The organism is Neisseria sp. HMSC070H10, assembly GCF_001837635.1.
GTDB classification, from domain to species: domain Bacteria; phylum Pseudomonadota; class Gammaproteobacteria; order Burkholderiales; family Neisseriaceae; genus Neisseria; species Neisseria subflava_A.
Genome location: NZ_KV833364.1, coordinates 87284 through 113198 on the forward strand (window position 1 = coordinate 87284; position 25915 = coordinate 113198).

At 51.9% G+C, this 25915-nt stretch carries 23 protein-coding genes and 1 tRNA gene; 13 read left to right on the forward strand and 11 right to left on the reverse strand.

The window, feature by feature from the left end; all coding sequences use genetic code 11:
• Positions 1-99: 99 nt before the first annotated feature.
• The 3 genes from glyS to HMPREF2606_RS03430 all read left to right on the forward strand — a co-directional run bounded on the left by glyS (position 100) and on the right by HMPREF2606_RS03430 (position 3542).
• Positions 100-2163: a glycine--tRNA ligase subunit beta gene (gene glyS, locus HMPREF2606_RS03420; RefSeq protein WP_070843314.1), complete on the forward strand. Its 2064-nt coding sequence runs from the start codon at positions 100-102 to the stop codon at positions 2161-2163.
• A 164-nt stretch (positions 2164-2327) separates the two neighbouring features.
• Positions 2328-3407, forward strand: a complete 1080-nt coding sequence (apbC, locus tag HMPREF2606_RS03425; protein ID WP_070712097.1) for an iron-sulfur cluster carrier protein ApbC — start codon at positions 2328-2330, stop codon at positions 3405-3407.
• A 59-nt stretch (positions 3408-3466) separates the two neighbouring features.
• Positions 3467-3542, forward strand: a tRNA-Lys gene (locus HMPREF2606_RS03430).
• Positions 3543-3737: 195 nt separating this feature from the next.
• On the opposite strand, the gene HMPREF2606_RS03435 is transcribed toward HMPREF2606_RS03430, so the two are convergent.
• The 4 genes from HMPREF2606_RS03435 to HMPREF2606_RS03450 form a co-directional block, all read right to left on the reverse strand.
• Complete coding sequence (locus tag HMPREF2606_RS03435) at positions 3738-4991, reverse strand: ABC transporter permease (protein ID WP_070712098.1); 1254 nt, start codon at positions 4989-4991, stop codon at positions 3738-3740.
• Positions 4988-5902, reverse strand: a complete 915-nt coding sequence (locus HMPREF2606_RS03440; RefSeq protein WP_070712099.1) for an ABC transporter ATP-binding protein — start codon at positions 5900-5902, stop codon at positions 4988-4990. Before HMPREF2606_RS03440 ends, HMPREF2606_RS03435 begins: the two co-directional genes overlap by 4 nt.
• Positions 5903-6015: 113 nt before the next feature.
• On the reverse strand, positions 6016-7014 hold the full coding sequence (locus tag HMPREF2606_RS03445; protein ID WP_070712169.1) for a BtrH-related acyltransferase DarH: 999 nt from the start codon (positions 7012-7014) through the stop codon (positions 6016-6018).
• A gap of 71 nt (positions 7015-7085) precedes the next feature.
• Positions 7086-7934 carry an RnfABCDGE type electron transport complex subunit B gene (locus HMPREF2606_RS03450; protein WP_210399753.1) on the reverse strand — a complete coding sequence of 283 codons (849 nt, stop codon included), beginning with the start codon at positions 7932-7934 and terminating at the stop codon, positions 7086-7088.
• Position 7935: 1 nt separating this feature from the next.
• Here HMPREF2606_RS03450 and HMPREF2606_RS03455 point away from each other — a divergent pair, with 1 nt between their 5' ends.
• On the forward strand, positions 7936-8115 hold the full coding sequence (locus tag HMPREF2606_RS03455; RefSeq protein ID WP_070712170.1) for a hypothetical protein: 180 nt from the start codon (positions 7936-7938) through the stop codon (positions 8113-8115).
• Between the two features lie 6 nt (positions 8116-8121).
• Positions 8122-8589 carry a YchJ family protein gene (locus HMPREF2606_RS03460; protein ID WP_070712101.1) on the forward strand — a complete coding sequence of 156 codons (468 nt, stop codon included), beginning with the start codon at positions 8122-8124 and terminating at the stop codon, positions 8587-8589.
• Positions 8590-8853: 264 nt separating this feature from the next.
• Here the strand turns inward: HMPREF2606_RS03460 and HMPREF2606_RS03465 are convergent, their stop codons facing one another.
• Complete coding sequence (locus HMPREF2606_RS03465) at positions 8854-9642, reverse strand: inositol monophosphatase family protein (protein ID WP_003684681.1); 789 nt, start codon at positions 9640-9642, stop codon at positions 8854-8856.
• Between the two features lie 165 nt (positions 9643-9807).
• Between HMPREF2606_RS03465 and HMPREF2606_RS03470 the strand changes: the two genes are divergently transcribed.
• From HMPREF2606_RS03470 to HMPREF2606_RS03485, 4 genes are all read left to right on the forward strand, one after another.
• Positions 9808-10533, forward strand: a complete 726-nt coding sequence (locus tag HMPREF2606_RS03470; protein WP_070712102.1) for a 16S rRNA (uracil(1498)-N(3))-methyltransferase — start codon at positions 9808-9810, stop codon at positions 10531-10533.
• Between the two features lie 83 nt (positions 10534-10616).
• Positions 10617-10907, forward strand: a complete 291-nt coding sequence (locus HMPREF2606_RS03475) for a phosphopantetheine-binding protein (RefSeq protein ID WP_070585227.1) — start codon at positions 10617-10619, stop codon at positions 10905-10907.
• Positions 10904-11962: a beta-ketoacyl synthase N-terminal-like domain-containing protein gene (locus HMPREF2606_RS03480; RefSeq protein WP_070585226.1), complete on the forward strand. Its 1059-nt coding sequence runs from the start codon at positions 10904-10906 to the stop codon at positions 11960-11962. The genes HMPREF2606_RS03475 and HMPREF2606_RS03480 overlap by 4 nt, the downstream gene beginning before the upstream one ends.
• On the forward strand, positions 11944-12633 hold the full coding sequence (locus HMPREF2606_RS03485; protein WP_070585223.1) for a hypothetical protein: 690 nt from the start codon (positions 11944-11946) through the stop codon (positions 12631-12633). Before HMPREF2606_RS03480 ends, HMPREF2606_RS03485 begins: the two co-directional genes overlap by 19 nt.
• Positions 12634-12743: 110 nt before the next feature.
• On the opposite strand, the gene HMPREF2606_RS03490 is transcribed toward HMPREF2606_RS03485, so the two are convergent.
• From HMPREF2606_RS03490 to cyaY, 3 genes are all read right to left on the reverse strand, one after another.
• Positions 12744-14087, reverse strand: a complete 1344-nt coding sequence (locus tag HMPREF2606_RS03490) for a hypothetical protein (protein ID WP_234395495.1) — start codon at positions 14085-14087, stop codon at positions 12744-12746.
• 154 nt (positions 14088-14241) lie between these two features.
• Complete coding sequence (gene luxS / locus HMPREF2606_RS03495; RefSeq protein WP_004518928.1) at positions 14242-14748, reverse strand: S-ribosylhomocysteine lyase; 507 nt, start codon at positions 14746-14748, stop codon at positions 14242-14244.
• 54 nt (positions 14749-14802) lie between these two features.
• Positions 14803-15126 (reverse strand): iron donor protein CyaY, encoded by a 324-nt coding sequence (gene cyaY / locus HMPREF2606_RS03500; RefSeq protein WP_070585221.1) that lies wholly within the window; start codon positions 15124-15126, stop codon positions 14803-14805.
• A gap of 71 nt (positions 15127-15197) precedes the next feature.
• Here cyaY and HMPREF2606_RS03505 point away from each other — a divergent pair, with 71 nt between their 5' ends.
• Both HMPREF2606_RS03505 and lysA read left to right on the forward strand, forming a co-directional pair.
• Positions 15198-15368, forward strand: coding sequence for an LPS translocon maturation chaperone LptM (locus tag HMPREF2606_RS03505; protein ID WP_070585219.1), 171 nt, complete (start codon positions 15198-15200; stop codon positions 15366-15368).
• 17 nt (positions 15369-15385) lie between these two features.
• Positions 15386-16606, forward strand: coding sequence for a diaminopimelate decarboxylase (lysA, locus tag HMPREF2606_RS03510; RefSeq protein WP_070585216.1), 1221 nt, complete (start codon positions 15386-15388; stop codon positions 16604-16606).
• A 102-nt stretch (positions 16607-16708) separates the two neighbouring features.
• Here the strand turns inward: lysA and HMPREF2606_RS03515 are convergent, their stop codons facing one another.
• Positions 16709-16936 carry a SlyX family protein gene (locus HMPREF2606_RS03515; RefSeq protein ID WP_070585214.1) on the reverse strand — a complete coding sequence of 76 codons (228 nt, stop codon included), beginning with the start codon at positions 16934-16936 and terminating at the stop codon, positions 16709-16711.
• Between the two features lie 2 nt (positions 16937-16938).
• Positions 16939-18312 (reverse strand): Na+/H+ antiporter family protein, encoded by a 1374-nt coding sequence (locus HMPREF2606_RS03520; protein WP_070712103.1) that lies wholly within the window; start codon positions 18310-18312, stop codon positions 16939-16941.
• 347 nt (positions 18313-18659) lie between these two features.
• Between HMPREF2606_RS03520 and HMPREF2606_RS03525 the strand changes: the two genes are divergently transcribed.
• Positions 18660-19979, forward strand: a complete 1320-nt coding sequence (locus tag HMPREF2606_RS03525; protein ID WP_070843315.1) for an MFS transporter — start codon at positions 18660-18662, stop codon at positions 19977-19979.
• Between the two features lie 316 nt (positions 19980-20295).
• Positions 20296-22911: a bifunctional acetaldehyde-CoA/alcohol dehydrogenase gene (gene adhE, locus HMPREF2606_RS03530; protein ID WP_070712105.1), complete on the forward strand. Its 2616-nt coding sequence runs from the start codon at positions 20296-20298 to the stop codon at positions 22909-22911.
• Positions 22912-23173: 262 nt separating this feature from the next.
• Here the strand turns inward: adhE and leuS are convergent, their stop codons facing one another.
• Positions 23174-25804 carry a leucine--tRNA ligase gene (gene leuS, locus HMPREF2606_RS03535; RefSeq protein ID WP_070843316.1) on the reverse strand — a complete coding sequence of 877 codons (2631 nt, stop codon included), beginning with the start codon at positions 25802-25804 and terminating at the stop codon, positions 23174-23176.
• Between the last annotated feature and the right edge of the window lie 111 nt (positions 25805-25915).

Here is a 25915-nt window from a genome sequence, read left to right on the forward strand (position 1 = left end):
AAATGATAAAATCGCCGTCAATTCAATTAACCTTGCGTCTGAAAACCGCATGATGCCGTATTCAGACGCCAAACCAATTTCCTATTTAACGATAAGCACATGACAACCCAAACCCTTTTAATCGAACTTCTCACTGAAGAACTCCCGCCAAAAGCCCTCAATAATCTGGGCAACCATTTTGCCGCTTCCGTTGCCGAAGGCTTGGAAAAAGCGCAACTGATTGACGGCGCAGCCGAATACACTGCCTACGCTTCTCCGCGCCGTTTGGCCGTTCAAGTCAAAAACGTGAAAGCCGTTCAAGCCGATCAAAAAATCGTGAAAAAAGGCCCGGCCGTGGCGAATGCCATGAAAGACGGTGCGCCGACTAAGGCTTTGGAAGGTTTTGCGCGCGGTGCGGGTGCGAAAATTGAAGACTTGACCATCATCAACGACGGCAAGCAAGACGTGTATGCCTACGAATACGTCCAAACCGGCAAACCGCTGGGCGAGCTTTTGGAAGACATCATCAATGCCGCAGTGAAAAAACTGCCGATTCCGAAAGTCATGCGTTGGGGCAGCAGCACGTTTACCTTCGTTCGTCCTGTTCACGGGCTAATTGTGCTGCACGGCGACGACATCGTGAATGTCAGCGTTTTGGGCCTGCAAAGCGGCAATCAAACCCTGGGACACCGCTTCCTTTCCAGCGGCGAAATTACCATTGAAAACGCCGACAGCTACGCCGCCCAAATGCGCGAGCAAGGCAAAGTAGAAGCATCGTTTGCCGAACGCAAAGCCGCCATTCAGACGGCCTTGAACGAGCAGGCAGGCCGTCTGAACGCGACCGTTGCCGCCGATGAAGCATTGTTGGACGAAGTGACCGCATTGGTCGAATGGCCTGTGGTATTGGAAGCCGGTTTTGAAGAACACTTCCTCGCCGTGCCGCAGGAATGCCTGATTCTGACCATGCAGCAAAACCAAAAATACTTCCCGCTGCTCGACCAAAACGGCAAGCTGATGAACCGCTTCCTGCTGGTCTCCAACCTGCAAACCGAAGACCCGTCGCACATCATCCAAGGCAACGAACGCGTCTTGCGCGCGCGCCTGTCTGATGCCGAGTTCTTCTACAAACAAGACCAAAAAGCGACTTTGGAAAGCCGCCTGCCCAAGCTGGCGAACGTGGTGTATCACAACAAAATCGGTTCGCAGGCCGAACGCATCGAACGCCTGCAAAGCATCGCCGCCCACATCGCCAAAGCTTTGGGTGCGGATGTCGCCGCAGCCGAACGCGCCGCACGTTTGGCCAAAGCCGACTTGGTTACCGAAATGGTCGGCGAGTTCCCCGAATTGCAAGGCACAATGGGCAAATACTACGCCCGCTTGGACGGCGAAACCGAAGAAATCGCCGAAGCCATCGAGCAACACTACCAACCGCGTTTTGCCGGCGACAATCTGCCGAACGGCAAAGTGGCCACCGCCGTTGCTTTGGCCGACAAACTGGAAACCTTGGTCGGCATTTGGGGCATCGGTCTGATTCCGACTGGCGACAAAGACCCTTACGCCCTGCGCCGCGCCGCCTTGGGTATTTTGCGTATGCTGATGCAGTACGGTTTGGACGTAAACGAACTGATTCAGACGGCCTTCAACAGCTTCCCGCAAGGTTTGCTCAATGAGAAAACGCCGTCTGAAACCGCCGATTTCATGCAGGCGCGTTTGGCCGTGTTGTTGCAAAACGATTATCCGCAAGACATCGTTGCCGCCGTATTGGCGAAACAGCCGCGCCGTTTGGACGACGTAGTGGCCAAACTGCAGGCCGTTGCCGCGTTCAAACAGCTACCTGAAGCCGCCGCATTGGCCGCAGCCAACAAACGCGTGCAAAACCTGCTGAAAAAAGCCGATGCCGAGTTGGGCGCGGTTAACGAAAGTCTGCTGCAACAGGACGAAGAAAAAGCCCTGTACGCCGCCGCGCAAGGTTTGCAGCCGAAAATCTCCGCCGCCGTTGCCGAAGGCAATTTCCAAATCGCTTTGTCCGAACTGGCTTCCGTCAAACCGCAGGTCGATGCCTTCTTCGACGGCGTGATGGTAATGGCCGAAGATGCCGCCGTGAAGCAAAACCGTTTGAACCTGCTGAACCGCTTGGCAGAACAAATGAACGCAGTTGCTGACATTGCGCTCTTGAGCGAATAAGGTCGCGTTTCATTTGCCCCTTTTTTCAGGCTGCCCGATGTTTCAGGCAGCCTGAAGTTTTTCGGGCGTATCCCCCTTACATGGCGTTCAAGGGTATAATTTGGCAGATTTGTCGCACGACAAATCGCGCACATAAACAATTTCCCACATTCAAGAGGCAGATTATGAATATCCCAGCCATCCGAACCGCACTCGATGCCGTGTTGATTCCCACCACAATACGCACTTTGGGCAGCGAAAAAGCCGTTTCGCTTCTGGAAGAGCATTCAGACGGCCTGCATATCGGCCTGAAATTCGCGTTCCCAGTTGCCCATATTGCCGCAGACATTGCTAACGCCCTCCAAGAAGCCGTCATTTCGCATACCGGCGATACCCACATTCACTTGAGTATCGATACCGAAATCGGTACGCATAAAGTTCAACCCGGCGTAGCAACCATCAAAGGCGTGAAAAACATCATCGCTGTTGCATCGGGCAAAGGCGGCGTCGGCAAATCAACGACCACAGCCAACCTTGCCACCGCAATGGCCAGAATGGGCGCGCGCGTCGGCGTACTCGATGCCGACCTGTACGGCCCAAGCCAGCCCACCATGCTCGGCGTGCAAGACCGCAAACCCGATCAACAAAACAAAAAACTCATTCCCGTTGAAGCCGAAAGCGGCATTCAAGTGATGTCCATCGGTTTCCTGGTCGATACCGACCAAGCCGTCGTTTGGCGCGGCCCGATGGTCAGCCAAGCCTTGCAACAGCTTATGTTCCAAAGCGAGTGGGATAATGTCGATTATCTCTTCATCGACCTGCCGCCCGGTACCGGCGATATCCAATTGACCCTGTCGCAAAAAATCCCCGTAACCGGCTCCGTTGTCGTGACCACGCCGCAAGACATTGCCCTGATTGATGCACGCAAAGCCGTGGATATGTTCAACAAAGTCAATATTCCGATTTTGGGCGTTTTGGAAAACATGTCTGTCCATATCTGCTCCAACTGCGGCCATGCCGAAGCAATCTTTGGCGCAGAAGGCGGTAAAAACCTAGCAGAGCGTTTGAACGTACCATTGCTCGGCCAGCTTCCGTTGAGCCTGCCTGTACGCGAAGCCATGGACAGCGGCACATCTTCGGCCTTGTTTGAAAACAACCAAACTATCGCCGACATCTACACCGAAGCCGCATTCCAAATTGCGCTGGCCATTGCCGATAAAGGCAAAGACTTCAGCAGCCGCTTCCCGAAAATCGTCGTCGAATAAAAAAAGTTTAAAAAAGTGTTGACAGCTGTGTGGCCCGTCTCTATAATGCACAGCTTATCGGGTCGTTAGCTCAGTCGGTAGAGCAGCGGACTTTTAATCCGTTGGTCGAGCGTTCGAATCGCTCACGACCCACCAAATATGAAAACCTACTTTGAAAAAAGTAGGTTTTTTTACGTTTGGATTTTGGGATTTTATTGAGCATATTTTATTATTGAGACAATCCATAGCGCATCAAGCATCAGGCCGTCTGAAAATATCTTTCAGACGGCCTGAAGTTTTTTATAGGAATGTTTTTGAGAAATAAGCTTTCTACTTAGGGCAGACAAACGTTTAAAACCTTACCTGCGTCTGCAACTGCCTACGATAAACCAATACGGCAGCAGTCAGCGTGGTAAAAGAGAATGCAGACAATAAGAGCAGATAACGGCCGATTCCATCCAAGCCGCTGCGGTTGAGCAGCAATTCTTGAAAAGCCTTCAAGCCCCAAGCCATTGGGGAAATCCAAGTGAGTTGCTGCATGGTTTCGGGCATGACGTGTGCGGGCACCATAATGCCGCCGATTGCCGCCATCAGGATAATGCCGCCGCCACCGAGTACGACGGCGTGTTCGGTGGATTTGGCGCAGACGCTGATTAACAGTGCGTAGCCAAGTGCGGCGGCGCTGACGGCGGCGGACAGCAGCGCGTAGGGAACAAGGCTACCGTTGAGTATGAGGGCGGGTACGCCGATTTCGGGCAGCAGGTAGCGGCCGAGCAGCAGCATTCCGACAAACTGAAGCTGATTAATCAGGAAATAGGGGACAAGTTTCGCTGCAATCAGGCCGGATGCGGAAGCGCGGGCGAGGCGCAGGCGGGTGATGGTGTTGGTCTGGCGTTCTAATGCCATGACGTTCGACAGCGGTATCATAATGAAAAACATACCGAAAATCAGCCATGCGGGTACGCTGTGCTGTACGGCGTTGGGTTTTTCCACTGTGCCGCTTCCTGCGCTCAGGTAATGCTCTTCCAGCATTTTTTTATCTAAAAAGCTGCGCACGGCGGCGAATTGTTCGTCGTTTTTTTCATCCACTTTTTTCTGGATGTCTTTGCGGATAGAGCGGGGCAGTTTTTTATTGTCGATTTTGATGCCGTCGTTGTTGTCGAAATAATCGTCTAGCCGCGTTTGGGTGTAGTGCTGCTGCAAAACGCCTTTGACAGCCGCCAGCCATGAAGGCTCGGTATCGGGCGGTACATAGATTTGCAGGGTTTTGTCGTCGGCGATTTTGCCGGAAGCAGGGTTCGGGTTGTGCAGCACCAGTTGGAAACGTTTGTCGTGCAGGCCGTTTTGCGCGTCGGTCAGTTTTTCAGACGACATCAGTGTGACATGAATCTGCTCTTTTTCCAACGCGGCAGCCAGCGCGGTATTGACGCTGTCGTTTGCCGCACCGACCAGCGCAATGCGGCTGTCGGTGTGCGGGTCTTGGTCGCGGCTCAGCGCCAACGACATAATCAGCATGAAGGCGATGGGCATCACAAACAACACGGCCAAACCGTGCAGGTCGCGGCAGAGCAGTTTGAGTTCTTTGAGGAGGGAGGAAGTCGTCATTGTGGATTTTGCTTATCTGTTGCCGGTTCGTCTTTGCGCAGGAAATCGAGGTAAAACGTTTCCAGCGAACCGTGTCCCTGCTGGAAGTAGCGGATTTGCGCGCCACTTTGTTGCAGGGCGGCGTAAACGGCGGCGGCATCGTGTGTCGTTTCCATCATGCCGCGGCTGTCCACTTGCTTGGCACCCAAAGCGGCCAGCGTTTGAGGCGGCAACGGCGGTTCGACGGTAAAACGCACGATATCTGTTTGCGTGCTTAAAAGCTCGTCCAAACCGCCGTGGTACACCAGTTTGCCGTGTTGCAGCAGCGCGATTTTGTCGCAAAGCTGCTCGATTTCCGACAGATAGTGCGAGGTGTACACCACCGTTACCCCCTGCCGCGTCAAATCCGCCACGCTGTCGAGGATAAAGCGGCGCGACTGCGGATCGATGCCGACCGTGATTTCGTCGAGGAACACCAGTTGCGGCGTGTTAATCAGGCCGATAGCAAAATTCAGACGACGTTTAAGCCCGCCCGAAAGATGCTTAGCCGCCTTATTTTTGTGGGCGGTCAGATCGGTCTGTTCCAACAGCGCGTTCAGACGGCCTTTGTCGCGCACTTTGTAAAGCGAGGCGAAAAACAGCAGGTTGTCCCACACAGAAAGCTGAGGATAAAACGCAAAATCCTGCGGCACCAAACCGATTTTCTGCCGTTCGCTGCGGCTCAACAGGCGCAACGGCTTGCCGTCAAACAAAATCTCGCCCTGCCGTACTTCCTGCAAGCCGGCCAAAAGCGACATCAGCGTCGTTTTCCCCGCACCGTTGTGGCCGAGCAGCCCCAAACATTCGCCGTCGGCAATATCGAACGACACATTGTCCAGTGCGGCAGTTTCGGCTTTGGGATAACGGTGGGAGAGGGATTGGATGTGAATCATGGTTTCAGACGGCCTTAGTATGGATGGAGCATAGTGAAATCATTGACAAAGGCGGCATTAGGTCATCTGTGTACAAACGGGCACAGAAAATTTCTCGCTACCGCATAACCCCATTATTTCAATAATCCCCGCCATAACGCTTCTTCATCATCCGCAATTTTGCGCAGAAATTCAGCGATGTTGCGGCAGCCGTTTTCAGACGGCTTTTTGCACTGCTTCACGCACATGGCTGCGAATTGACGCCATTGGTCGCCGATGGAGGTCATTTGTTCCGAGGCCGTCTGAAACGCAGATTCGTTGCAGATATGGGCGGCTTGTTCGAGGAAGTAGGCGTAGATATAGCGGAAACCTGCGCCGCCGGTACCGATTTCTTCCTGCATCCGCACCAAATGGCCGAGAAACAGTTTTTGGTATTTGTCGTTTTGTTTGGCAGGCAGGGATTCGATTTTTTTGGCCAGCGTACGGATGCCTTTTACGCCGATGAAAAAGACTGGCGCGAGCATATGTTTGGCGTTTTTGCGTATGGCTTTGCGGATAATGGCGGGCAAGTCTGCCATGATTTGTTCAGACGGCCTGTTGTCTTCCAAGGTGTACATCATGCCTTTTGCCGCCAATACGCCTTTGGCAAAGCGCGCCCGCTGCAAATCTTCGGCGGCGCAGCGTTGTACGGTTTCAAATACGGGGTCGCTGATGAGGTAGTCGTTGCCGTCTTTTCCGTACACTAAAAGATTGTGTGCGTTGAAATGGAAGCGCATTTGCGGCGGGAAGTAGGGCAGCCAGAAGACGGAGGTTTGCAAACCGGCCAGTTTGCCTGAGGACAGCGCAGCATCCAATGCGGCTTGTCCGCTTGGCGCGTCGGAAAATTTGCGGACGGATAATTTCAGCCCCAATGCTTTGCAGGTGTTTTTGATGATGCTGCGCGGCGCGGTACGGTAAGAAACCAACGGCATGCCGTTTAATTTAATCAGCGGCATCCAGACAAATGTCAGCGCGTGGGCAATGCCGAAAATCATGGCTTCGTCTAAATTGTGGCCATGGTATTTGAGCAGGGTGGACATCACACCGCTTTCGCAATGGGCGGTATGCTGGTGTGGAAATTCTTGTGTGGTCATAAAGTTATTGGTTTTCATGCAATGTTTTCAGACGGCCTGATACGGTCGGAATGGGTTTGTTGTTTTGGAAATCAGCGGGCTTCTTTGGCCGCTTCCTGCTCGGCTTTGTAGCGGCGCAGAAATTCGATGGCAGCGGCTTTTTCGGCTTCGTTGCCGTATTTGGCATCACGTTGGGCGCGGCGCAGTTCGGCGCGTTCTTTGGCTTCTTCGATTTGGCGTGCTTTGAAGTCTTCGCGGTTGTCGGAGGAGACGAGTTTGTCCTGTTGCGATTGCGCTTTTGCCATGGCTTTGGCAATCAAATCCATGGGGTTGAATGCGGCGCTTGGTGTGGCTGTTTGGGTTTTCGCCTGTGCAGCCTGTTTGGCTTTGACGGCGGCTTCGCGTTGCGCCAGCAGGGCTTTGCGTTCGGCATCGTCGCGCTGTTTGCGCACGGTATGGCGTTCAAAACGGCTTTGCGCGTGTTCGGCGGCGGCAAAGCGCGGTTCAGCAGAGGTGCTGAAACGGCGTGCGGACGGCAGAAAGGGCTGCGATACGGGAACCATGTCGATGCAGTCGACGGGACATGGGGTAACGCACAAGCCGCAGCCGGTGCATTCGTCGCTGATGACGGTGTGCATCAGTTTGGACGCGCCCATAATGGCATCGACAGGGCAGGCGCGGATGCAGGCGGTACAGCCGATGCAGACGGCTTCGTCAATCAGGGCTACGGCTTTGATTTGTGTTTTTGCAGGCGCGAGGTATGGCTTGCCCAACAGGTCGGCAATGTCTTTCATGACGGTTTCCCCACCCGGCGCGCACAGATTTACCGGCGCTTCTCCTGCCGACAGGGCGCGCGCATAGGGTAAGCAGCCTTCATAGCCGCACTCACGACATTGGGTTTGCGGCAACAGGCGGCTGATGCTTTGGATGGGAATGTTCATCATGGATAGTCAAAATCGAAAAGGCGCATTATATCAGATTGTTGCGTTTATTTTGTCGAAACCCGCTTTGCTTATTTTAGCGAAACTCTCCACGCTCGTTTTGGCAAAACTCTCCACGCTCGTTTTCAGACGGCCTGAGTCAGGTTTGCGTTATAATTTTGAAATGGATTTATTCGGGTAATTAAGAATGACGGCTACACTTTGCCCCTGTCAGTCGGGGCGTGTTTATATGGAATGTTGCGCACCGTTTCATGCGCATGAGGCGGCGGCCTCGACGGCGGAAGAGTTGATGCGTTCGCGTTACAGCGCGTATGTTTTGCAGGAAATCGACTATATCGTGGGCACGACTGTCCCTGCGCAGCAGAATTTGTTGGACAAGCAGGATTTGGAGTTGTGGAGTAAGCAGACGCAGTGGTCGGGATTGAAGGTTATCCGTCATGTGCCGTTTGGCAAGCTGCATGCTTTGGTCGAGTTTGAGGCGTATTTTGAAGAGAACGGGCAAACTGAGTGCCATCATGAATTGTCGGCGTTTGTGAAAATAGACGGGCGTTGGTACTTTATTGATCCGACCGTTGCTTTGCCGACTATGAAACAGCCTTGTTTGTGCGGTTCTGGCAAAAAGTTTAAGGCGTGTTGCGGACAGTTTTTCAAATAGTAATGTAAACAGGCCGTCTGAACGTTCAGACGGCCTGAGCTGTTTTTGCAGATAAAAAAAACCATTCATACTAAGGGAGAAGTATGAATGGCCAATACATTGCGGGAAAACGTCTTACTTGCTGCACCGCCCAAAAGGGATGAAAGAGCGGTGTTGTGTCAGCGATTAATATTCTACCGTTTTTAGTATTAAATGCTGTTAAGAAGTGAAATAATTTCAATAAGTTGCAAGATAATCGTGATTTTTTGAGGATAAACGGTATTTTTACTGATTTTCTCGAATCCATTTTACCCATTGCTGAAACAGCTCGGGTTGCAATGCGGCAATGACGGAACGCTTGAATACATGTTCGCCGCTCCAAAAATCGTCGCCTTCCAAAGTGGTCAGGCAGCCGCCGGCTTCTTCAAAAATTAATGCACCGGCAGCGTAGTCCCACAGCTTTTGTCCGCCGTGGATGTAAATATCGTAGCGGCCGCTGGCAAGGTAGCACCAATCGAGCGTGCTGCTGCCCATGCTGCGGATCGTGCCGAATGGGGCAAGGGTATTCATGCGACTGGCGAGTTTGCCCGAACGCAGGTATTTGATTTCCACGCCGGCAATGGATTCGTTGAGTTTTTTGTTTTCGGAACGCAGCGGCAGCGGCGTGCCGTTGAGGAACGCGCCTTTGCCTCGTTCGGCATAGAAACATTCGCCGCTGACCGGATTGTAAATCACGCCTAATTCGGCGTGGCCGTTTTTAACCAGCGCGACGGATACGGCAAAATGCGGCAAACCGTTGACGAAGTTGTTTGTGCCGTCTATGGGGTCGACAATCCATAGGCCGTCTGAATGTTCGTTCCACAAACGGGTTTGCTCCTGAACGCTCATCTCCTCGCCCAACATCGGACAATCCTCCAATAAGGGCAGGGCGGCGGCAAAAGCGGTTTGTGCGGCCAAATCTGCTTCACTCAAAACCGATCCGTCTTCCTTGCGTCGTGACGGCGTGTTCAGAAAACGCGGCATGACTTCGGTTTGGGCGATGTGGCGGACGACTTTCTGTAAACGGTATAGCACGGCGTATCCTTGTTTTTTGCAGTTTTGCGTGACAGTGGATTAAAATTCGGGAAGTCTTAAATTATAGTGGATGAAATCGAAATCAGGCAGGAGTATGTCGCCGTGTTTCAACTTCATTCATGAAATTTTAAATTTAAATTATATACATGAATAAAGCAGGAAACCATGCCCCGATTTTATGTTGATTTTGCCTTAAGCCCCGACAGCGTGGTCGAATTGCCCGATAATGTGGTGCGCCATCTGAATGTATTGCGCGTGAAAAACACGGAAGAAATCGTGTTGTTTAACGGCAATGGCAAGGCATATCCGGCTTTGCCCGAAGTTTTGGAAAAACGCCGCGCCAGCGTGCGGATTTTGCGTGAAGAGGCAACGGACAACGAATCGCCGCTGAACATTACGTTGGTACAGGCGGTATCCGCCGCCGAGCGCATGGATTTCACTTTGCAGAAAAGCGTGGAATTGGGCGTGGCAGAAATTCGCCCGGTCATCAGCGAACGCTGTGTCGTCCGCTTGAACGGCGAACGCGCTGAAAAGCGGGTGGCACGTTGGCAGGAAATCGTCGTTTCGGCGTGTGAACAAAGCGGCCGCAATATTGTGCCGAAGGTTTTGCCGCTGACGACTTATGCACAGGCTCTGCAGCAGTTGCCGCAGGAAACGACCAAACTGTTAATGAGCTTGAACCGCGCACAAAAACTGGGCGATGTTCGGCCGCAATCCGGCAAAGTCGTGTTTATGGTCGGTCCGGAAGGCGGCTGGACGGAGAAGGAAGAGCAGCAGGCATTTGATGCCGGTTTTCAATCCGTTACGCTTGGCAAACGGGTGTTGCGCACCGAAACCGCCTCACTTGCGGCCATTGCCGCCATGCAGACGCTTTGGGGCGATTTTGCATAAAGTTCAGGCCGTCTGAAAACGAGCGTAGCGAGTTTTGTTAAAACAAGCTGTTGCTTCATGAGATAAAAATGGGAGTTTAAAAAATGTCTTACACCTTTACACTGGCCGAGCACGAGCTGGAAGCGGAATTGAAAAAGTTAATCGTGCAAGAGGCCGATAAGGCCGACGATGTGGATATGGATGATTTCACCGACGATGCACTTTTGTTTGGTGATGACAGTCCGGTTGGTTTGGATTCGCTTGATGCGCTGCAGATCAGCGTTGCCTTGCAACAGTATTTCCAAGTGCGCCTGCAGGGCGACCGTATGGTGCGCAAACATATGATGTGCGTACGCGATTTGGCGGCGTTTATCCGTACGGAGCATGGCGCGTGAGTTGGGTTTGCGGTACGGCGGCCACTTCTGCCTTAAATCCGCAAGCGGATTTCAGACGGCCTGATGCGGTGTCTTATACGTTTTTAAACCAACCGCAGCAGGCTGCTTATTTTCGTGCATTCGCCGACGACAGTTTAGGGCGGAAGGAATTTGCGGATATCGCCGAACAACATTTGCGCCGAGCCGCCGAAAATGCAGGCTGGCCGTCTGAAAGCTGGCACGATACGCCGGTGTTTATCGGTTCCAGTTCCTATTCCATCTCCGAATATGAAAACCGCCATTTTGCGGGTAATAGGGCGGTAGAGGAACACAATCTGCTTTATCTTGCCGAAGATTTGCGCCGGCGTAGCGGTAATCGGCAGATTTTCAGTTTCGCTACTGCCTGCACTTCATCTGCCCATGCGCTGATTCAGGCGGATAATTGTTTGCGCGGCGGGGCGGAGCGCGCCTTTGTGCTTGGTATTGAAAACCTCAACCGGCTGACTTTGCTGCATTTTCACAGCTTGGGTTTGCTGGCCGAGCAGTATCGGCCTTTTGGCGGAAATGGTTTGATTTTAGGCGAAGGTGTTGCCGCGCTTGCTTTATCTTCCGCTGCTCCCGAATCTTCTTCAGGCCGTCTGAAACTTATCGGACACGCCGCCAATACAGGCAATGACCTGATTCAAAGCGATGGCCAAGCACAAGAGCAGGTGATGCGACGCGCTTTGGGTGTTGCAGGCATCGCTCCTGAAAGCATTGCGGTCGTTAAAACACACGGCATCGGCACGGCTGACAGCGATGCCGCCGAATTGGCCGCACTGGAAAATATATTCGGTACACTGCCCCCTTTGATGGCATTCAAGCCGCAAATCGGACACACGCTTGGCGCAACGGCAGCCCTTGAAACAGTCCTGCTTTTATCCGCTTTAAAACAAGGCGGAAGCAGCGATTATCAGGGGCGGGAAATTCGTTTTTCCGAGTGCGCGGCTTCACAAAAAGGCGGCTTTTTTTGTTTGGCCAATCAGTTTGGTTTTGGCGGCAGCAACACATCTTTGGTATGGCAATGGCAACCATAAATCCTGATATCCGTATTACCGCAGCCGTGCGTTTTGATACTGACGCCGGTACCAGCGGTAAAATCCTCAAACAAACCTTAAAGCAGCAAAGCAGTATAGATACCCGCCGCCTCAGCCGCTTGAGTTTGATTGCCGCGCTTGGCGCAGGGCAATTTAAGGAACAAAGCGAAATTCGTTCTGATTGCGCTGTTTTTCTCGGTACGCCGTTTTCTTCGCCATCCGTATTTGAAAAAATGGCAGACAATGTACTGAACCATCACGCCGCGATGCCGTTTGATTTTATCGCCAATCTGCACAACTCCCCAGTCTTTCATGCCGCGCAAGCGTTAGGCACGCATGGTGCAACTTTGGTCGTTACTGCCGACAACAATGTAGATACCTGCTTTCAGCCATTTTTGCTGGCGATACAGTCTTTGCAAAATGGCGGACAAGCTGCGGTTGGCTGGGCGTATGAACATCAAGCAGCCCGTGCCGATACCCAAGAAGGCAGTATCTGGATTTTGCTTGAAGCCGGTGCAGAGCAGGGGGTTCCCGTTGTGTTGAATGATGAAGGTATTCAGGCTGATAGGCCGTCTGAAAAGCCGCAATATTATTGGCAAAATATCGTCGATTGGATAGAAGCAGTAATGGCGCACGAGGGTAAGGTTGTAAAGAAATGTACTTTGGCGTGATGGGGAAAATGATTTTAGAGAATGAGTTTGTTTGTTGAAGTAAATAGGTTGTGAGCCATTAAAAAGGCCGTCTGAAAATATTTTCAGACGGCCTTTTGTATAAAAATCAATCAACGAGACATCTCACCTTGAATAGCGCGGATATTCGCTTTACGGGCGTTGATGGTACGGGTCAGTTGTTGGATTTTAATTTGATCGCCTTTTTGTTTGGCCGCATTCAGCTGTGTTTGAAGGCGGGTAATGGCGGCCTGTTCGTTGCGAATTTCCCCTTGTAATACCTGTTTACGTGTTTCTTTAGGTTTGGGTTGTGGTGCAGCAATGGTTGCAGGAATGGTACGAATTGGTGCTTTGCGGCGGATGTCTTGCTGGCTGTTTTGCTTGGCCTGGCGTTTCTGTATGCTGTTGCGTAGGAGGATATTCAGACGCGGATTAGCAGCTTCGGCAGTATTGGTAACGCCACCGATCGGACCATTTAGCAGAATTTTGATGTCGTTATCGACATCTTTATCGCTGAAGAGTGCATCAGTGGTTGGTCCATATGCTTTGGGCAATGGGGTTTTGGTAGGCTTCGTTGGAGTTGCTGCCGCTGGTATGGGTTCGGTCGGCTTGACCGAGTCTGTCAGTGCGAAAATCTCGGTTGTAGATCCTGTTAATATATTGGTTTTGTCGGACGATGCAGAAGAGTTTTCAGCGTTAAGTGGTTTGGTTACTGTTTTTTTAATATTGGTTGTGCGGTTTATCGATGTTTTGGAAACAGTTTGTTCTGTGTGTGTAACTTCAGTTTTGGCCGGTTCTTCGGCTGTTGTACTTTTTGCTGTCTTGTTGTCCAATGGCTCCAAATCTAGAGAATGATTCAGGAATTGGGTGGTGGTAGCTTGGTCAGTGTGCACGTTCGGGGCGGTGAGAGTTTGGGTAGGTATCTGTTCAGTATGAGGAGAGAAAAAGCTATCCGATCTATGACTTTCCTGAGGGGTAGTTTGTACCTGAGCGATAGGTGCAGAGGGGTATACTTGAACAACAGGTGTGGTATTGAATATGGCGAAAGTATTAACGGGATATTGCTTGGTTTCAACAGGAGCTATTGCCGTTTGTGTTTCTATAACAGGAACATAGTGATCAGCCGTTGATCTAGTAGTTTTTTGGTTTGTTACTCCTGTTTTATCGAAAATGTTCTGTGTTCCAACCAATTTCGGATCTGTTTGTTGCTCTGTAAGAGTCGAATTCAAATTTAGCTGCTCAGCGTTTGTTTGAAATACATTTGTTTCTACTGGACTGTACGAATCGGTAACGCGGCAGGTATTGTTGATCTGGTGTGAGGTATAAACGGTGATGCCTTCAACATTGCAGACATACTCGGCAGCGTTGGCGGCGGCAGGGAGGGTCAGGCTGAGGGCAATGGCGGTTTTGCAGAAAAACGGTTTCATAAAGGCAATAGAATCAGGTTGTTTGTTCAAAGTGTAATTATACTATGTACACTGTCAGCATCCGCCAACTTATTTTTAGGCGGTGTAAAACTGTGGCTGAAAGGTTGAAAATTGGAATAAAAGGTTTTAGGCCGTCTGAAACTTGTTATATAGAGTTTCAGACGGCCTTTGCTGTTATAGCGTATTAAGCGTTCAACAGGCTTTCGTCCAATGTCAGCTCTTCGTTTTTATTGACGGCGACTTTGCGTGCCAAAACGTTTTGGGCGATTTCGTGTGCTTCGGCAAGCGAGTGCATCAGGTAAGTACCGCATTGGTATTCGTTCAGTTCGGGGATTTTGCTTTGGTCTTGAACGGTCAAAACATCCTGCATTGAAGCGAGCCATGCATCGGCCACTTTTTGCTCATCGGGCGTACCGATGAGGCTCATGTAGAAACCGGTACGACAGCCCATCGGGGAAATGTCGATGATTTCGACACCGTTGCCGTTTAAGTGGTCGCGCATAAAGCCTGCGAACAGATGCTCCAGCGTGTGAATGCCTTTTTCAGGCAGGATTTCTTTGTTGGGAATGCAGAAACGCAGGTCAAACACGGTAATGGTGTCGCCTTTGGGCGTGGTCATGGTTTTTGCCACGCGTACGGCAGGGGCGTGCATACGGGTGTGGTCGACTTTGAAACTGTCTAGTAGGGGCATTTGGGTGTCCTTTGAGGTAAATAGATTTTTAGCTAGGGATATTTGAAGACTGAATCACAATTCCGCAATCTCAACTGCTTCGCCCGAAGCCGCGCTCAGTGCTTCGTTTAAAACGTCGTAGAAATCGCGGCTGTCGCGCGTTGCCAGCCATTTGCCGTTTTGCTCGGCGAAATGGTAGCCGCCGCTTTTGGCAGCAATCCACAATTCTTGGTTGGGCGTGTGGCGGTTGACGATGATTTGCGTACCGTCTTCGGCTTCGATAGTCAGTACGTTTCCGGCAAACTGGCAGTCGAAATCCCAGCCGTTTTCATCGATTTGGTCTTCAATGTGTTCAAACAATTCTTCGCTCATGCGGATGAATTCGCTTTCGGTCATCATGGCTTTTTGTGTGGTTTTTGTTTAAGATACCGAATCTTGCCACATTCGTAATGATGAAGAAAGTTTTACTGATGAAATACGGCGTATTTTTTGCAGCGGCAACGGTTCTGCTGCTTTCTGCCTGCGGCTACAAAGGCGACCTCTATCTGCCCAAAGAAGGCGACAAGGCGCGCTTCGGCGTGATTCAGACCGGCTTGAAATTCGATACGGCTAAAGAGCCGACCACTCAAACCAACGATTAAAAAAAGATTTCACAAACATGACCTTATTCTGCGAACAACTACCTTATACACACCTTGCTGAAGAGTTTGGTACGCCGCTTTATGTGTACAGCAAATCTGTGCTGACCGAGGCATTTGAAAACTACCAAACCGCGTTTTCCGCTTTAAATCCGCTTGTCTGCTACGCGGTTAAAGCGAATGGCAACCTGAGCATCATCAAACACTTTGCTTCTTTGGGGAGCGGTTTTGACATTGTGTCCGGCGGCGAGTTGGCGCGTGTTTTGGCGGCCGGCGGCGATGCGGCGAAAACGATTTTTTCTGGTGTGGGCAAGAGTGAGGCAGAAATTGAATTTGCGCTGAATGCAGGCGTGAAATGCTTCAATATGGAAAGCATTCCCGAAATCGACCGTATTCAGAAAGTTGCCGCGCGCTTGGGTAAAGTCGCTCCGGTTTCCCTGCGCGTCAATCCTGATGTCGATGCCAAAACCCATCCTTATATCTCCACCGGCCTGAAAGCAAACAAATTTGGTATTGCCTATGCCGATGCGCTTGAGGCCTATCGTCATGCTTCCCGACAAAGCCATTTGAAAATCGTCGGTATCGACTGCCATATCGGCTCGCAACTGACCGACCTCAGCCCGCTTGTCGAAGCCTGCGAACGTATTTTGGCCTTGGTTGACCAACTGGCAGACGAAGGCATTGTGTTGGAACACTTGGACTTGGGCGGCGGTGTCGGCATTGTTTATCAAGACGAAAATGTGCCTGATTTGGGCGCGTATGCTCAAGCCGTTCAAAAACTGATGGGTACACGCCATCTGAAATTGGTTCTCGAGCCAGGCCGCAGTTTGGTCGGCAATGCAGGTGCGTTGTTGACGCGCGTTGAATTTGTCAAACATGGCGAAGAGAAAAACTTTGTGATGGTCGATGCGGCGATGAACGATTTGATGCGTCCGGCGCTTTATGATGCCTATCATCACATCGAAGCGGTCGAAACCAAAGACATTGAGCCTCTGACGGCCAATATCGTCGGCCCGATTTGCGAAACCGGCGACTTCCTCGGCAAAGACCGCACCATCGCCTGCGAAGAAGGGGATTTGCTGCTTATCCGCAGCGCCGGTGCGTATGGCTCAAGCATGGCGAGCAACTACAACACGCGCAACCGTGCGGCGGAAGTATTGGTTGACGGCAGCGAATGTAAACTTATCCGCCAACGTGAAACCGTCGAGCAGCAAATGGCCAACGAATTGGCTTGTTTGTAAGGTTTGATTGTTTAAAAGGCCGTCTGAAAGCTTGATTGACTTTCAGACGGCCTTTGTTATGAAAGAAAAGGGCATGTATCAAACACGCCCTTTTTTAGCTAATCAATAATGCGGCGGAATCTCGTCGCGTAGGCTGTACGGTTCGCGTTCGCCGTTTGCGCCTTTGTCCTGCATCCGTTGATACAGAAGCCGTAGCTGGCCTTGTTGCAAATCCAAAGCCTGTTGCATCTTGGCGATGGTGTCGTTCAGACTGCCGATTGAATCTTCCTGCAAGGCCGTCTGAATTTCCAGCTCCGTGACGCGGTGTTCCAATTCCTGAATATCGCTCATAATTACAGCACCATCGCGGCAATCCAGCCGGCAGCCATCAGCGGGATATTGTAGTGGATAAAAGTCGGGATAACCGAATCGCGGATGTGGTCGTGTTGACCGTCGGCATTCAAACCCATGGTCGGGCCGAGCGTTGAGTCGGAAGCGGGGGAACCCGCATCGCCCAGCGCACCGGCTGTGCCGACGATGGCGACGGTCGCCATAGGTGAGAAGCCCAAGCTAATGCACAAAGGCACATAAATCGCGGTAATAATCGGCAAAGTGGAGAAAGACGAGCCGATGCCCATGGTTACCAGCAAGCCGACGAATAACATGGTCAATGCGGCCATGCCTTTATTGCCGCCGAACAAAGCCATGCTGTGTTCTACCAAAGGCTGGATCTCGCCGGTCGCGTTCATGACGGCGGCGAAACCTTGTGCCGCGATCATAATAAAGCCAACCATCGCCATCATTTTGATGCCTTCGCCGAACACATCGCTGGCGGCGGAGCGGTTCATCACGCCCAGCATCATAAACACGGCAAAGCCCAACATAGCGCCCAATACTAGCGAACCATCATACAAAAGCTGAATGGCAAAACACACGGCAATCGCCACGGCCGCCACCAAGCTGCGATAGGTTGAAGGCTCTTGTTGTTGCACTGCTGCACGGTTGTCTTCCGTGTCAGTGGTATTGTTTTGATAAATGCGCGGTTTGCGATAGTGCAAAAAGGCCAGCAGTAAACCGGAAACCATGCCCAAAGCCGGAATCGCCATTGCGTGCATTACATTGATGCCGCTGGTGTCCATGCCTGCCGAGCGGATATTGCCCAACATGATGTCATTCAAGAAGATGGCGCCGAAACCGTAAGGCAGGAACATATAAGTCGTTACCAAGCCAAACGTAATTACGCAGGCCACCAAGCGGCGGTCGAGTTTCAAACGGTTGAACACCAACAGCAGCGGCGGAATAATCATCGGGATAAACGCAATATGAATCGGCACAACGTTTTGGCTCATCACACCCATGCACAAAATAATCGCCAGCAGCAGCCATTTGACCGCGCCTTCGCCTTTCGCATTGCCTTCGCCGCCGTTGAGTTTGCGGATAATCACGCCGGCGAGCTGTTGCGGCAGACCGGAATGCGTGATGGCCATGGCAAACGCGCCGAGCATGGCATAAGACAGCGCGATTTGCGCCCCGCCTTTCAGACCTTCGTTAAAAACAGGAATAATCCCTTGCTGCACCACATCGCCGGCCGCGTTGGTTACATTCTCCAAAGGCATACCGGCCACCAAGCCGCCGACAAACGCGCCGACAGCCAAGCTGAGTACCACATGCACGCGCGATAAAGACAGCACAAGCATGATGATGACCGCAATTACAACCGCATTCATATCGTTCTCCGTTGTTTCAGACGGCCTGTTATGTAAAAACAGGCAATCATCTGTTTACATATTACAAATAAACATCATAACCCAAGCATGAAGCCTTTGCAAAAAACGGCAGGCCTTCTGAAAAACAGACCATCGGTTTCAGACGGCCTGCCGTGAACCCTTATTCAGAGTTTTAATAGGGCGTACGGTTCTGGCGATAAAAATATCTAAAAAACACGTGCTTCCTATTCTTTGCATATGGTACCAATGTTAAAATCGACACAATGTCTCGGTTTCAGGTTTGTCACTGAAATTAAAGCATTTATTGCTAAAACCCAATTCAATCATACAAACAAAGGAAAGAAACTATGGATATTCTGACGCGGCTGCACAATCTGCCGCCTTCCCACTTTCATTACAAACTTCTGGTCTTGGTCGGCATAGGTTGGTTGTTTGATGCCATGGATACAGGCTTGGTGTCGTTTGTATTGCCGGCTTTGGGCAAAGATTGGGCGCTGGCTCCAGCGCAGTTGGGTTGGATTGTCAGCATTGCTTTTGTCGGCATGGCCTTGGGTGCGGTATTCAGCGGCTGGCTGGCGGATAGGTTCGGACGGAAAACCGTTTTTGCCGGCACGATGGTGGTGTACAGCATTGCCACAGGTTTGTGTGCGCTTGCGCCTGATTTGACGGTTTTGCTGGTGTGCCGCTTTTTTGTCGGCGTCGGCTTGGGCGGCCAACTGCCCGTCGCCGTGTCGCTGGTCAGCGAATATGCGCCGCCGAAAGTACGCGGCCGTTTTATTGTGTTGCTGGAAAGCTTTTGGGGTTTGGGCTGGCTCTCAGCCGCGCTGGTGTCTTATTTCTTTATTCCGCAAACCGGCTGGCACAGCGCGTTTTTATTTGGCGCCTTGCCCCTGTTTTATGTGCCGTTGGTGTTGAAATTTGTTCCCGAATCCGTGCCTTACCTGCTTTCCCGCGGCAAAACCAACGAAGCGCACCATTTGGTATCCGCGTTGGAAATTCAATCGGGCATAACGCCGCCGACAGAAGCCGTTGCCGCACCGGCCGCCCCGCGCGAACGCATCCGCTTCATCCAACTTTGGCAACATCCGTTTGCACGGCGTACGCTGATGCTGTGGCTGGTTTGGTTCGGCATCGTGTTTTCGTATTACGGCATTTTTACTTGGTTGCCTAAACTGCTGGTTGAGCAGGGCAATACCGTGGTCAAAACCTTTGAATATGTGTTGGTGATGATTGTTGCGCAACTGCCCGGCTATATAGCTGCCGCGGCTTTGGTGGAGAGAATCGGCCGCAAAGCAACGCTGGCAGGCTTTTTGGCTGCGTGCGCCGTGTGCGCATGGTTTTTCGGGCAAAGCACAACTGCGGCCGAAGTCATGATCTGGGGCAGCCTGATGTCCTTCTTCAACTTGGGCGCATGGGGCGTTTTGTACACCTACACCCCCGAACTCTACCCTTTGCGCTTCCGTGCCTTCGCATCCGGCTGGGCAGGCGCCATCGGCCGCGTCGGCGGCATACTCGCGCCCATGGTGGTGGCGGCGATGGTTGGCAACAGCGGCGGCTTCGGCAATATCTTTATGATGTTTGCGCTGGTTATGCTGCTGATTGTGGCGGTAATCTTGGTATTGGGTGAAGAAACCAAAGGCCGTACGCTGGAAGACATTAGCCAATAAACGGCAAAGCAAAAAAGGCCGTCTGAAAAATATTTTCAGACGGCCTTTTTCATTTATGTTTGTAATTTTAATACATAGATTTTCTGTTTTTATCTTAATTATCGAGGAAAGCGACGAAGAATAACCGTCTTTGTTTTTGTGTAGATAAAAATATTATACGTCAAAGAATTAAAATGAATAAACGATAAAATGGCCGTCTGAAAAGTTCAATCATGGTTTGTGATGTAGGTCAAAGCAAAATGTAACTAAATTACCTATAGTTATCGTAGTGAAAATTTATTGATCTTATTGCCACCTTTTATTAAGGAGATACACCATGAACGCATCAGCCGACAACGTCGTCAGCCCAGCCGTAGCCGAGGTAAACAGCCTGGTTGACAAGGGTTTACGGGCATTGGACGAGTTTCTTAAGTTGGATCAGGAGCAGATTGACTTTATTGTTGCCAAAGCCTCCATTGCCGCGCTGGACAAACATGGTGTACTCGCCATGCACGCGGTGGAAGAAACAGGACGCGGCGTGTTCGAGGATAAGGCGACGAAAAACCTGTTTGCCTGCGAAAACGTTGTGCGCCGCCTGCGTGATTTGAAAACCGTGGGCGTCATCAGCGAAAACGATGTAACCGGTATTACTGAAATTGCCGATCCGGTCGGCGTGGTTTGCGGTATTGTGCCGACAACCAATCCGACTTCCACCACCATTTTCAAATCCCTCATTGCGCTGAAAACCCGCAATCCGATTATTTTCTCGTTCCACCCGTCCGCCCAGCAGTGTTCCGCCCATGCAGCGCGTATTGTGCGCGATGCGGCGATTGCGGCCGGTGCGCCGGAAAACTGTATCCAGTGGATTGAAAAGCCGTCTATGGAAGGCACTTCCGCGCTGATGAAGCATCCGGGCGTGGCAACGATTTTGGCGACCGGCGGCAATGCGATGGTGGAAGCCGCGTATTCTTGTGGCAAACCTGCGCTCGGCGTCGGGGCGGGCAACGTACCTGCTTATGTTGAAAAAACGGCGGACATCAAACAGGTGGCACACGATATTGTGATGTCGAAATCTTTTGACAACGGCATGGTGTGCGCCAGCGAGCAAGCGGTGATTGCCGATAAAGAGATTTACAAAGAGTTGGCCGAAGAATTCAAATCTTACGGCGTGTACTTTGCCAACAAAAAAGAAAAAGCCATGCTCGAAGAGTTTATCTTCGGCGTAACGGCGAATTGCGCCAGCTGCGGCGGTGCGAAACTCAATTCTGCGGTAGTGGGCAAACCGGCGGCATGGATTGCCGAGCAGGCTGGGTTTAAAGTACCTGAAAAAACCAACATCATCATCGCCGAATGCCGCGAAGTCGGCCCGAATGAGCCGCTGACCCGCGAAAAACTTTCGCCTGTTTTGGCCATGATTAAGGCGGATTCGACCGAACAAGGTTTGAAGTTTGCCGAAGAAATGGTTGCCTTTGACGGCTTGGGACATTCCGCCGCCATCCATACCGCCGACGAAGAATTGGTCAAAACGTTCGGCTCACGCGTCAAAGCCCTGCGCGTGATTTGGAATTCGCCTTCCACCTTCGGCGGCATCGGCGACGTGTACAACGCCTTCCTGCCTTCTCTGACCCTCGGTTGCGGCTCTTACGGTAAAAACGCCGTCGGCGGCAACGTCAGTGCGGTCAATCTGTTAAACATCAAAAAAGTAGGCCGTCGGAGAAACAACATGCAATGGTTCAAAGTGCCCGCCAAAATCTATTTTGAACGCGATTCCATCCAATATCTGCAAGACATGAAAGACTGTGAAAAAGTCATGATTGTGACTGACCGTTCGATGGTCGATCTGGGCTTTGTCGATAAAATCACCAACCAACTGCATCAACGCAAAAACAAAGTGACCATCCAGCTGTTTACCGATGTCGAAGCCGATCCGAGCGTCCAAACCGTCTATAAAGGCACGGATTTGATGCGCAGCTTCCAGCCGGACACCATCATCGCGCTGGGTGGCGGTTCGCCAATGGACGCGGCCAAAGCCATGTGGCTCTTCTACGAACAACCCCAAGTCGATTTTGAAGATTTGGTGCAAAAATTCATGGACATCCGCAAACGCGCCTTCCGCTTCCCTGAATTGGGCCGCAAAGCCAAATTCATCGGCATCCCTACCACATCGGGCACCGGCTCCGAAGTCACGCCGTTTACCGTCATCAGCGACGGCGACAAAAAATATCCGATTGCCGACTACTCGCTGACACCGACCATTTCGATTGTCGACCCTGCGTTTACCATGACCGTTCCCGCCGGCGTAACCGCCGATACCGGTTTGGACGTATTGACCCACGCCGTAGAAGCATATGTTTCCGTACTGGCGAACGACTTTACAGACGGCCTCGCCCTGCAAGCCATTAAGCTCGTGTTCCAATACCTCGAACGCTCCTACAAACACGGTGCGGCTGATCCTGAAGCGCGTGAGCATATGCACAATGCCTCCACCATCGCAGGCATGGCGTTTGCCAATGCGTTCTTGGGCATCAACCACTCGATGGCACACAAAATCGGCGGCAAATATCACGTTCCACACGGTCGTGCCAACGCTATCCTGCTGCCGCACGTCATCCGCTACAACGGCACGCGTCCGCAGAAAACCGCCACTTGGCCGAAGTACAACTACTACAAAGCCGACCTGAAATATCAGGAAATCGCCCGTACTTTAGGCCTGCCATGCAGCACACCAGCAGAGGGCGTCGAATCCTTCGCCCGCGCCTGCCATGAGCTGGCAGTCAACGTCGGCATCAAAATGTCGTTTAAAGAGCAGGGCATCGATGAGAAAACCTTCCTCGACGGCAGAAAAGAGCTGGCCATGATGTCTTTTGAAGACCAATGCACCCCGGCCAACCCACGCCTCGCCATGGTGGCCGATATGGAAGAAATCCTGACCAAAGCCTATTACGGCGAATAAAATCGGGCAGTTAAAAAGGCCGTCTGAAACCTGAATACAGGGTTTCAGACGGCCTTTCTTTATCCGGCTAAACCTTGTCTTTATCAAAGCTAAGGTTTTCATTTGAATACGATGGTTCAAAAAATATCTTTATGATTTTGATTTAATTGAAAACCTTACGTTTAAATGAAATAACGATTGGGCTTGAAAGCCAAAATAAAAGGCCGTCTGAAAACCAAGTTTCAGACGGCCTTTATCCGTATGGCTAAACCTTAAAATCGGTTTAGACGACGATATTTACCAAGCGTCCGGGAACGACGATGATTTTCTTCGCAGGCTTGCCTTCCATGAATTTCACTGCGCCTTCGTTGGCAAGGGCGGCGGCTTCGAGGTCGGCTTTGGATGCGTCGGCGGCGACGGTGATTTTGCCGCGCAGTTTGCCGTTGACTTGAACCATCACTTCGATTTCGGATTTGACCAAGGCGGCTTCGTCGACTGTCGGCCAGCCTGCTTCCCACAGTTTCACGCCGTTCAATTCGCTCCACAGGGTTTCGCAGATGTGTGGAACAATCGGCCACAGCAGGCGTACGGCGGCTTCCAATACTTCTTGTGCGACGGCGCGGCCTTGTTCGCTGCCGGTGTCGGTTTTGTCGTATTGGTTGAGCAGTTCCATCACGGCGGCGATGGCGGTGTTGAACTGCTGGCGGCGGTCGTAGTCGTCGCTGACTTTGGCGATAGTGGAATGCAGTTTGTGGCGCAGGTCTTTGAGTTCTTTAGACAAACCGTCTTGGCTGCCTGCGAACGCTTTGACTGCTTCGCCTTGTTTCAGGTATTCGTAAACGGTACGCCACAGACGACGTAGGAAGCGGTGTGCGCCTTCGACGCCGCTGTCGCTCCATTCGAGGGACTGTTCGGGCGGTGCGGCGAACATCATGAACAGGCGGGCGGTGTCCGCGCCGTAGGCGTTAATCAGTTCTTGCGGATCGACGCCGTTGTTTTTGGACTTGGACATTTTTTCCGTGCCGCTGATGACGACGGGCAGTCCGTCGGCTTTCAGAACAGCGGAAACGGGGCGGCCTTTGTCGTCGAAAGTCAGCTCGACATCGGCAGGGTTGATCCAGTCTTTGCCGCCTTTGTCGTTTTCACGGTAGTAGGTTTCGCAGACGACCATGCCTTGAGTCAGTAGGCGTTCAAACGGTTCGTCAACATTGACCAGACCTTCGTCGCGCATCAGTTTGGTGAAGAAACGCGCGTACAAGAGGTGCAGAATCGCGTGTTCGATACCGCCGATGTATTGGTCGACCGAACCCCAGTATTTTGCGGCTTCTGCCGATACCATGCCTTCTACGAACTTGGGCGACATGTAGCGGAAGAAGTACCAGCTTGATTCCATGAAGGTGTCCATGGTGTCGGTTTCGCGTTTTGCCGCACCGCCGCAACATGGGCAGGTGGTTTCGTAAAACTCGGGCATTTTTGCCAGCGGCGAACCCATGCCGTCGGGTACGACGTTTTCAGGCAAAACGACCGGCAGTTGGTCTGCGGGGACGGGGACGTCGCCGCATTTTTCGCAATGGACGATGGGAATCGGGCAGCCCCAGTAGCGTTGGCGCGAAATACCCCAGTCGCGCAGGCGGTATTGGGTTTTCGGTTCACCTGCGTCTTGGCTTTGCAGTTTGGCGGCGATGGCGTCGAAGGCCGTCTGAAAATTCATGCCGTCCAAGTCGCCACTGTTGACCAATACGCCGTTTTCTTTGTCGCCGTACCATTCTTGCCATTGGTTTGCGTCGAATGTGTTGTCGCCGACGGCAATCACTTGTTTTTTCGGCAGATTGTATTTGGTGGCGAACTCGAAATCGCGTTCGTCGTGCGCCGGAACCGCCATCACTGCGCCGTCGCCGTAGCCCCACAATACATAGTTGGCAATCCACACTTCCAGCTTGTCGCCGTTAAGCGGGTTGACGACGTAGCGGCCGGTCGGCACGCCTTTTTTCTCCATCGTCGCCATGTCGGCTTCGGCAACCGAGCCGGCTTTGCATTCGGCGATAAATGCCTGCAATTCGGGTTTGTTGGCGGCTGCGGCGGTTGCCAGCGGATGCTCGGCGGCAACGGCAACATAAGTCGCACCCATCAGCGTGTCGGGGCGGGTGGTATAAACTTGCAGGAATTTCGCGTAATCGCCTTCCAAGCCTTGTTTGCTGTCGTCTGAAACGGCGAAGCGCACGGTCATACCGCGTGATTTGCCGATCCAGTTACGCTGCATGGTTTTAACTTGTTCCGGCCAGTGTTCCAGCTTGTCCAAATCGTTGAGCAGCTCTTCGGCGTAATCCGTGATTTTGAAGTAATACATCGGGATTTCGCGTTTTTCGATCAACGCGCCCGAACGCCAGCCGCGTCCGTCGATGACTTGCTCGTTGGCAAGGACGGTTTGGTCGACCGGGTCCCAGTTTACCGTGCCGTTTTTGCGATAGACGATGCCTTTTTCAAACAGCTTGGTAAACAGCCATTGTTCCCAGCGGTAGTATTCGGGTTTGCAGGTGGCGACTTCGCGCTCCCAGTCAATCGCAAAACCCAGGCTTTTGAGCTGGGTTTTCATGTATTCGATGTTGTCGTAGGTCCATGCGGCGGGGGCGACGTTGTTTTTCATCGCCGCATTTTCCGCCGGCATGCCGAACGCGTCCCAACCCATAGGCTGCATGACGTTGAAGCCGTTTAAGCGTTTGAAGCGGCTCAATACGTCGCCGATGGTGTAGTTGCGTACATGCCCCATGTGCAGCTTGCCGCTGGGGTAGGGGAACATGGACAGGCAGTAGTATTTGGGTTTGGAAGCGTCTTCGGAGACGTTGAAAATACGCTCGTCGTCCCATTTTTTCTGCGCCGCAGGCTCGATGGCGGCGGGTTGGTAATGTTCTTGCATGGTCATTCTGTTTTTCGCTTGAAAACGTTGGAAAAAATAAAGATGGGATTATAGCAGGTTGTCGGGCCTGTCGGTTTGACAAAGGCCGTCTGAATGTTTGGATGTCGGAAA

Coding starts and splice junctions, on each gene's coding strand:
- HMPREF2606_RS03440 (WP_070712099.1), bottom strand. CDS start 5,902: ATGATTCACATCCAATCCCTCTCCCACCGTTATCCCAAAGCCGAAACT.
- adhE (WP_070712105.1), top strand. CDS start 20,296: ATGAACGCATCAGCCGACAACGTCGTCAGCCCAGCCGTAGCCGAGGTA.
- lysA (WP_070585216.1), top strand. CDS start 15,386: ATGACCTTATTCTGCGAACAACTACCTTATACACACCTTGCTGAAGAG.
- HMPREF2606_RS03525 (WP_070843315.1), top strand. CDS start 18,660: ATGGATATTCTGACGCGGCTGCACAATCTGCCGCCTTCCCACTTTCAT.
- HMPREF2606_RS03485 (WP_070585223.1), top strand. CDS start 11,944: ATGGCAATGGCAACCATAAATCCTGATATCCGTATTACCGCAGCCGTG.
- HMPREF2606_RS03515 (WP_070585214.1), bottom strand. CDS start 16,936: ATGAGCGATATTCAGGAATTGGAACACCGCGTCACGGAGCTGGAAATT.
- glyS (WP_070843314.1), top strand. CDS start 100: ATGACAACCCAAACCCTTTTAATCGAACTTCTCACTGAAGAACTCCCG.
- HMPREF2606_RS03470 (WP_070712102.1), top strand. CDS start 9,808: ATGCCCCGATTTTATGTTGATTTTGCCTTAAGCCCCGACAGCGTGGTC.
- cyaY (WP_070585221.1), bottom strand. CDS start 15,126: ATGATGACCGAAAGCGAATTCATCCGCATGAGCGAAGAATTGTTTGAA.
- HMPREF2606_RS03435 (WP_070712098.1), bottom strand. CDS start 4,991: ATGACGACTTCCTCCCTCCTCAAAGAACTCAAACTGCTCTGCCGCGAC.
- HMPREF2606_RS03455 (WP_070712170.1), top strand. CDS start 7,936: ATGGATAGTCAAAATCGAAAAGGCGCATTATATCAGATTGTTGCGTTT.
- HMPREF2606_RS03460 (WP_070712101.1), top strand. CDS start 8,122: ATGACGGCTACACTTTGCCCCTGTCAGTCGGGGCGTGTTTATATGGAA.
- HMPREF2606_RS03445 (WP_070712169.1), bottom strand. CDS start 7,014: ATGACCACACAAGAATTTCCACACCAGCATACCGCCCATTGCGAAAGC.
- luxS (WP_004518928.1), bottom strand. CDS start 14,748: ATGCCCCTACTAGACAGTTTCAAAGTCGACCACACCCGTATGCACGCC.
- leuS (WP_070843316.1), bottom strand. CDS start 25,804: ATGCAAGAACATTACCAACCCGCCGCCATCGAGCCTGCGGCGCAGAAA.
- HMPREF2606_RS03505 (WP_070585219.1), top strand. CDS start 15,198: ATGAAATACGGCGTATTTTTTGCAGCGGCAACGGTTCTGCTGCTTTCT.
- HMPREF2606_RS03520 (WP_070712103.1), bottom strand. CDS start 18,312: ATGAATGCGGTTGTAATTGCGGTCATCATCATGCTTGTGCTGTCTTTA.
- HMPREF2606_RS03450 (WP_210399753.1), bottom strand. CDS start 7,934: ATGAACATTCCCATCCAAAGCATCAGCCGCCTGTTGCCGCAAACCCAA.
- apbC (WP_070712097.1), top strand. CDS start 2,328: ATGAATATCCCAGCCATCCGAACCGCACTCGATGCCGTGTTGATTCCC.
- HMPREF2606_RS03475 (WP_070585227.1), top strand. CDS start 10,617: ATGTCTTACACCTTTACACTGGCCGAGCACGAGCTGGAAGCGGAATTG.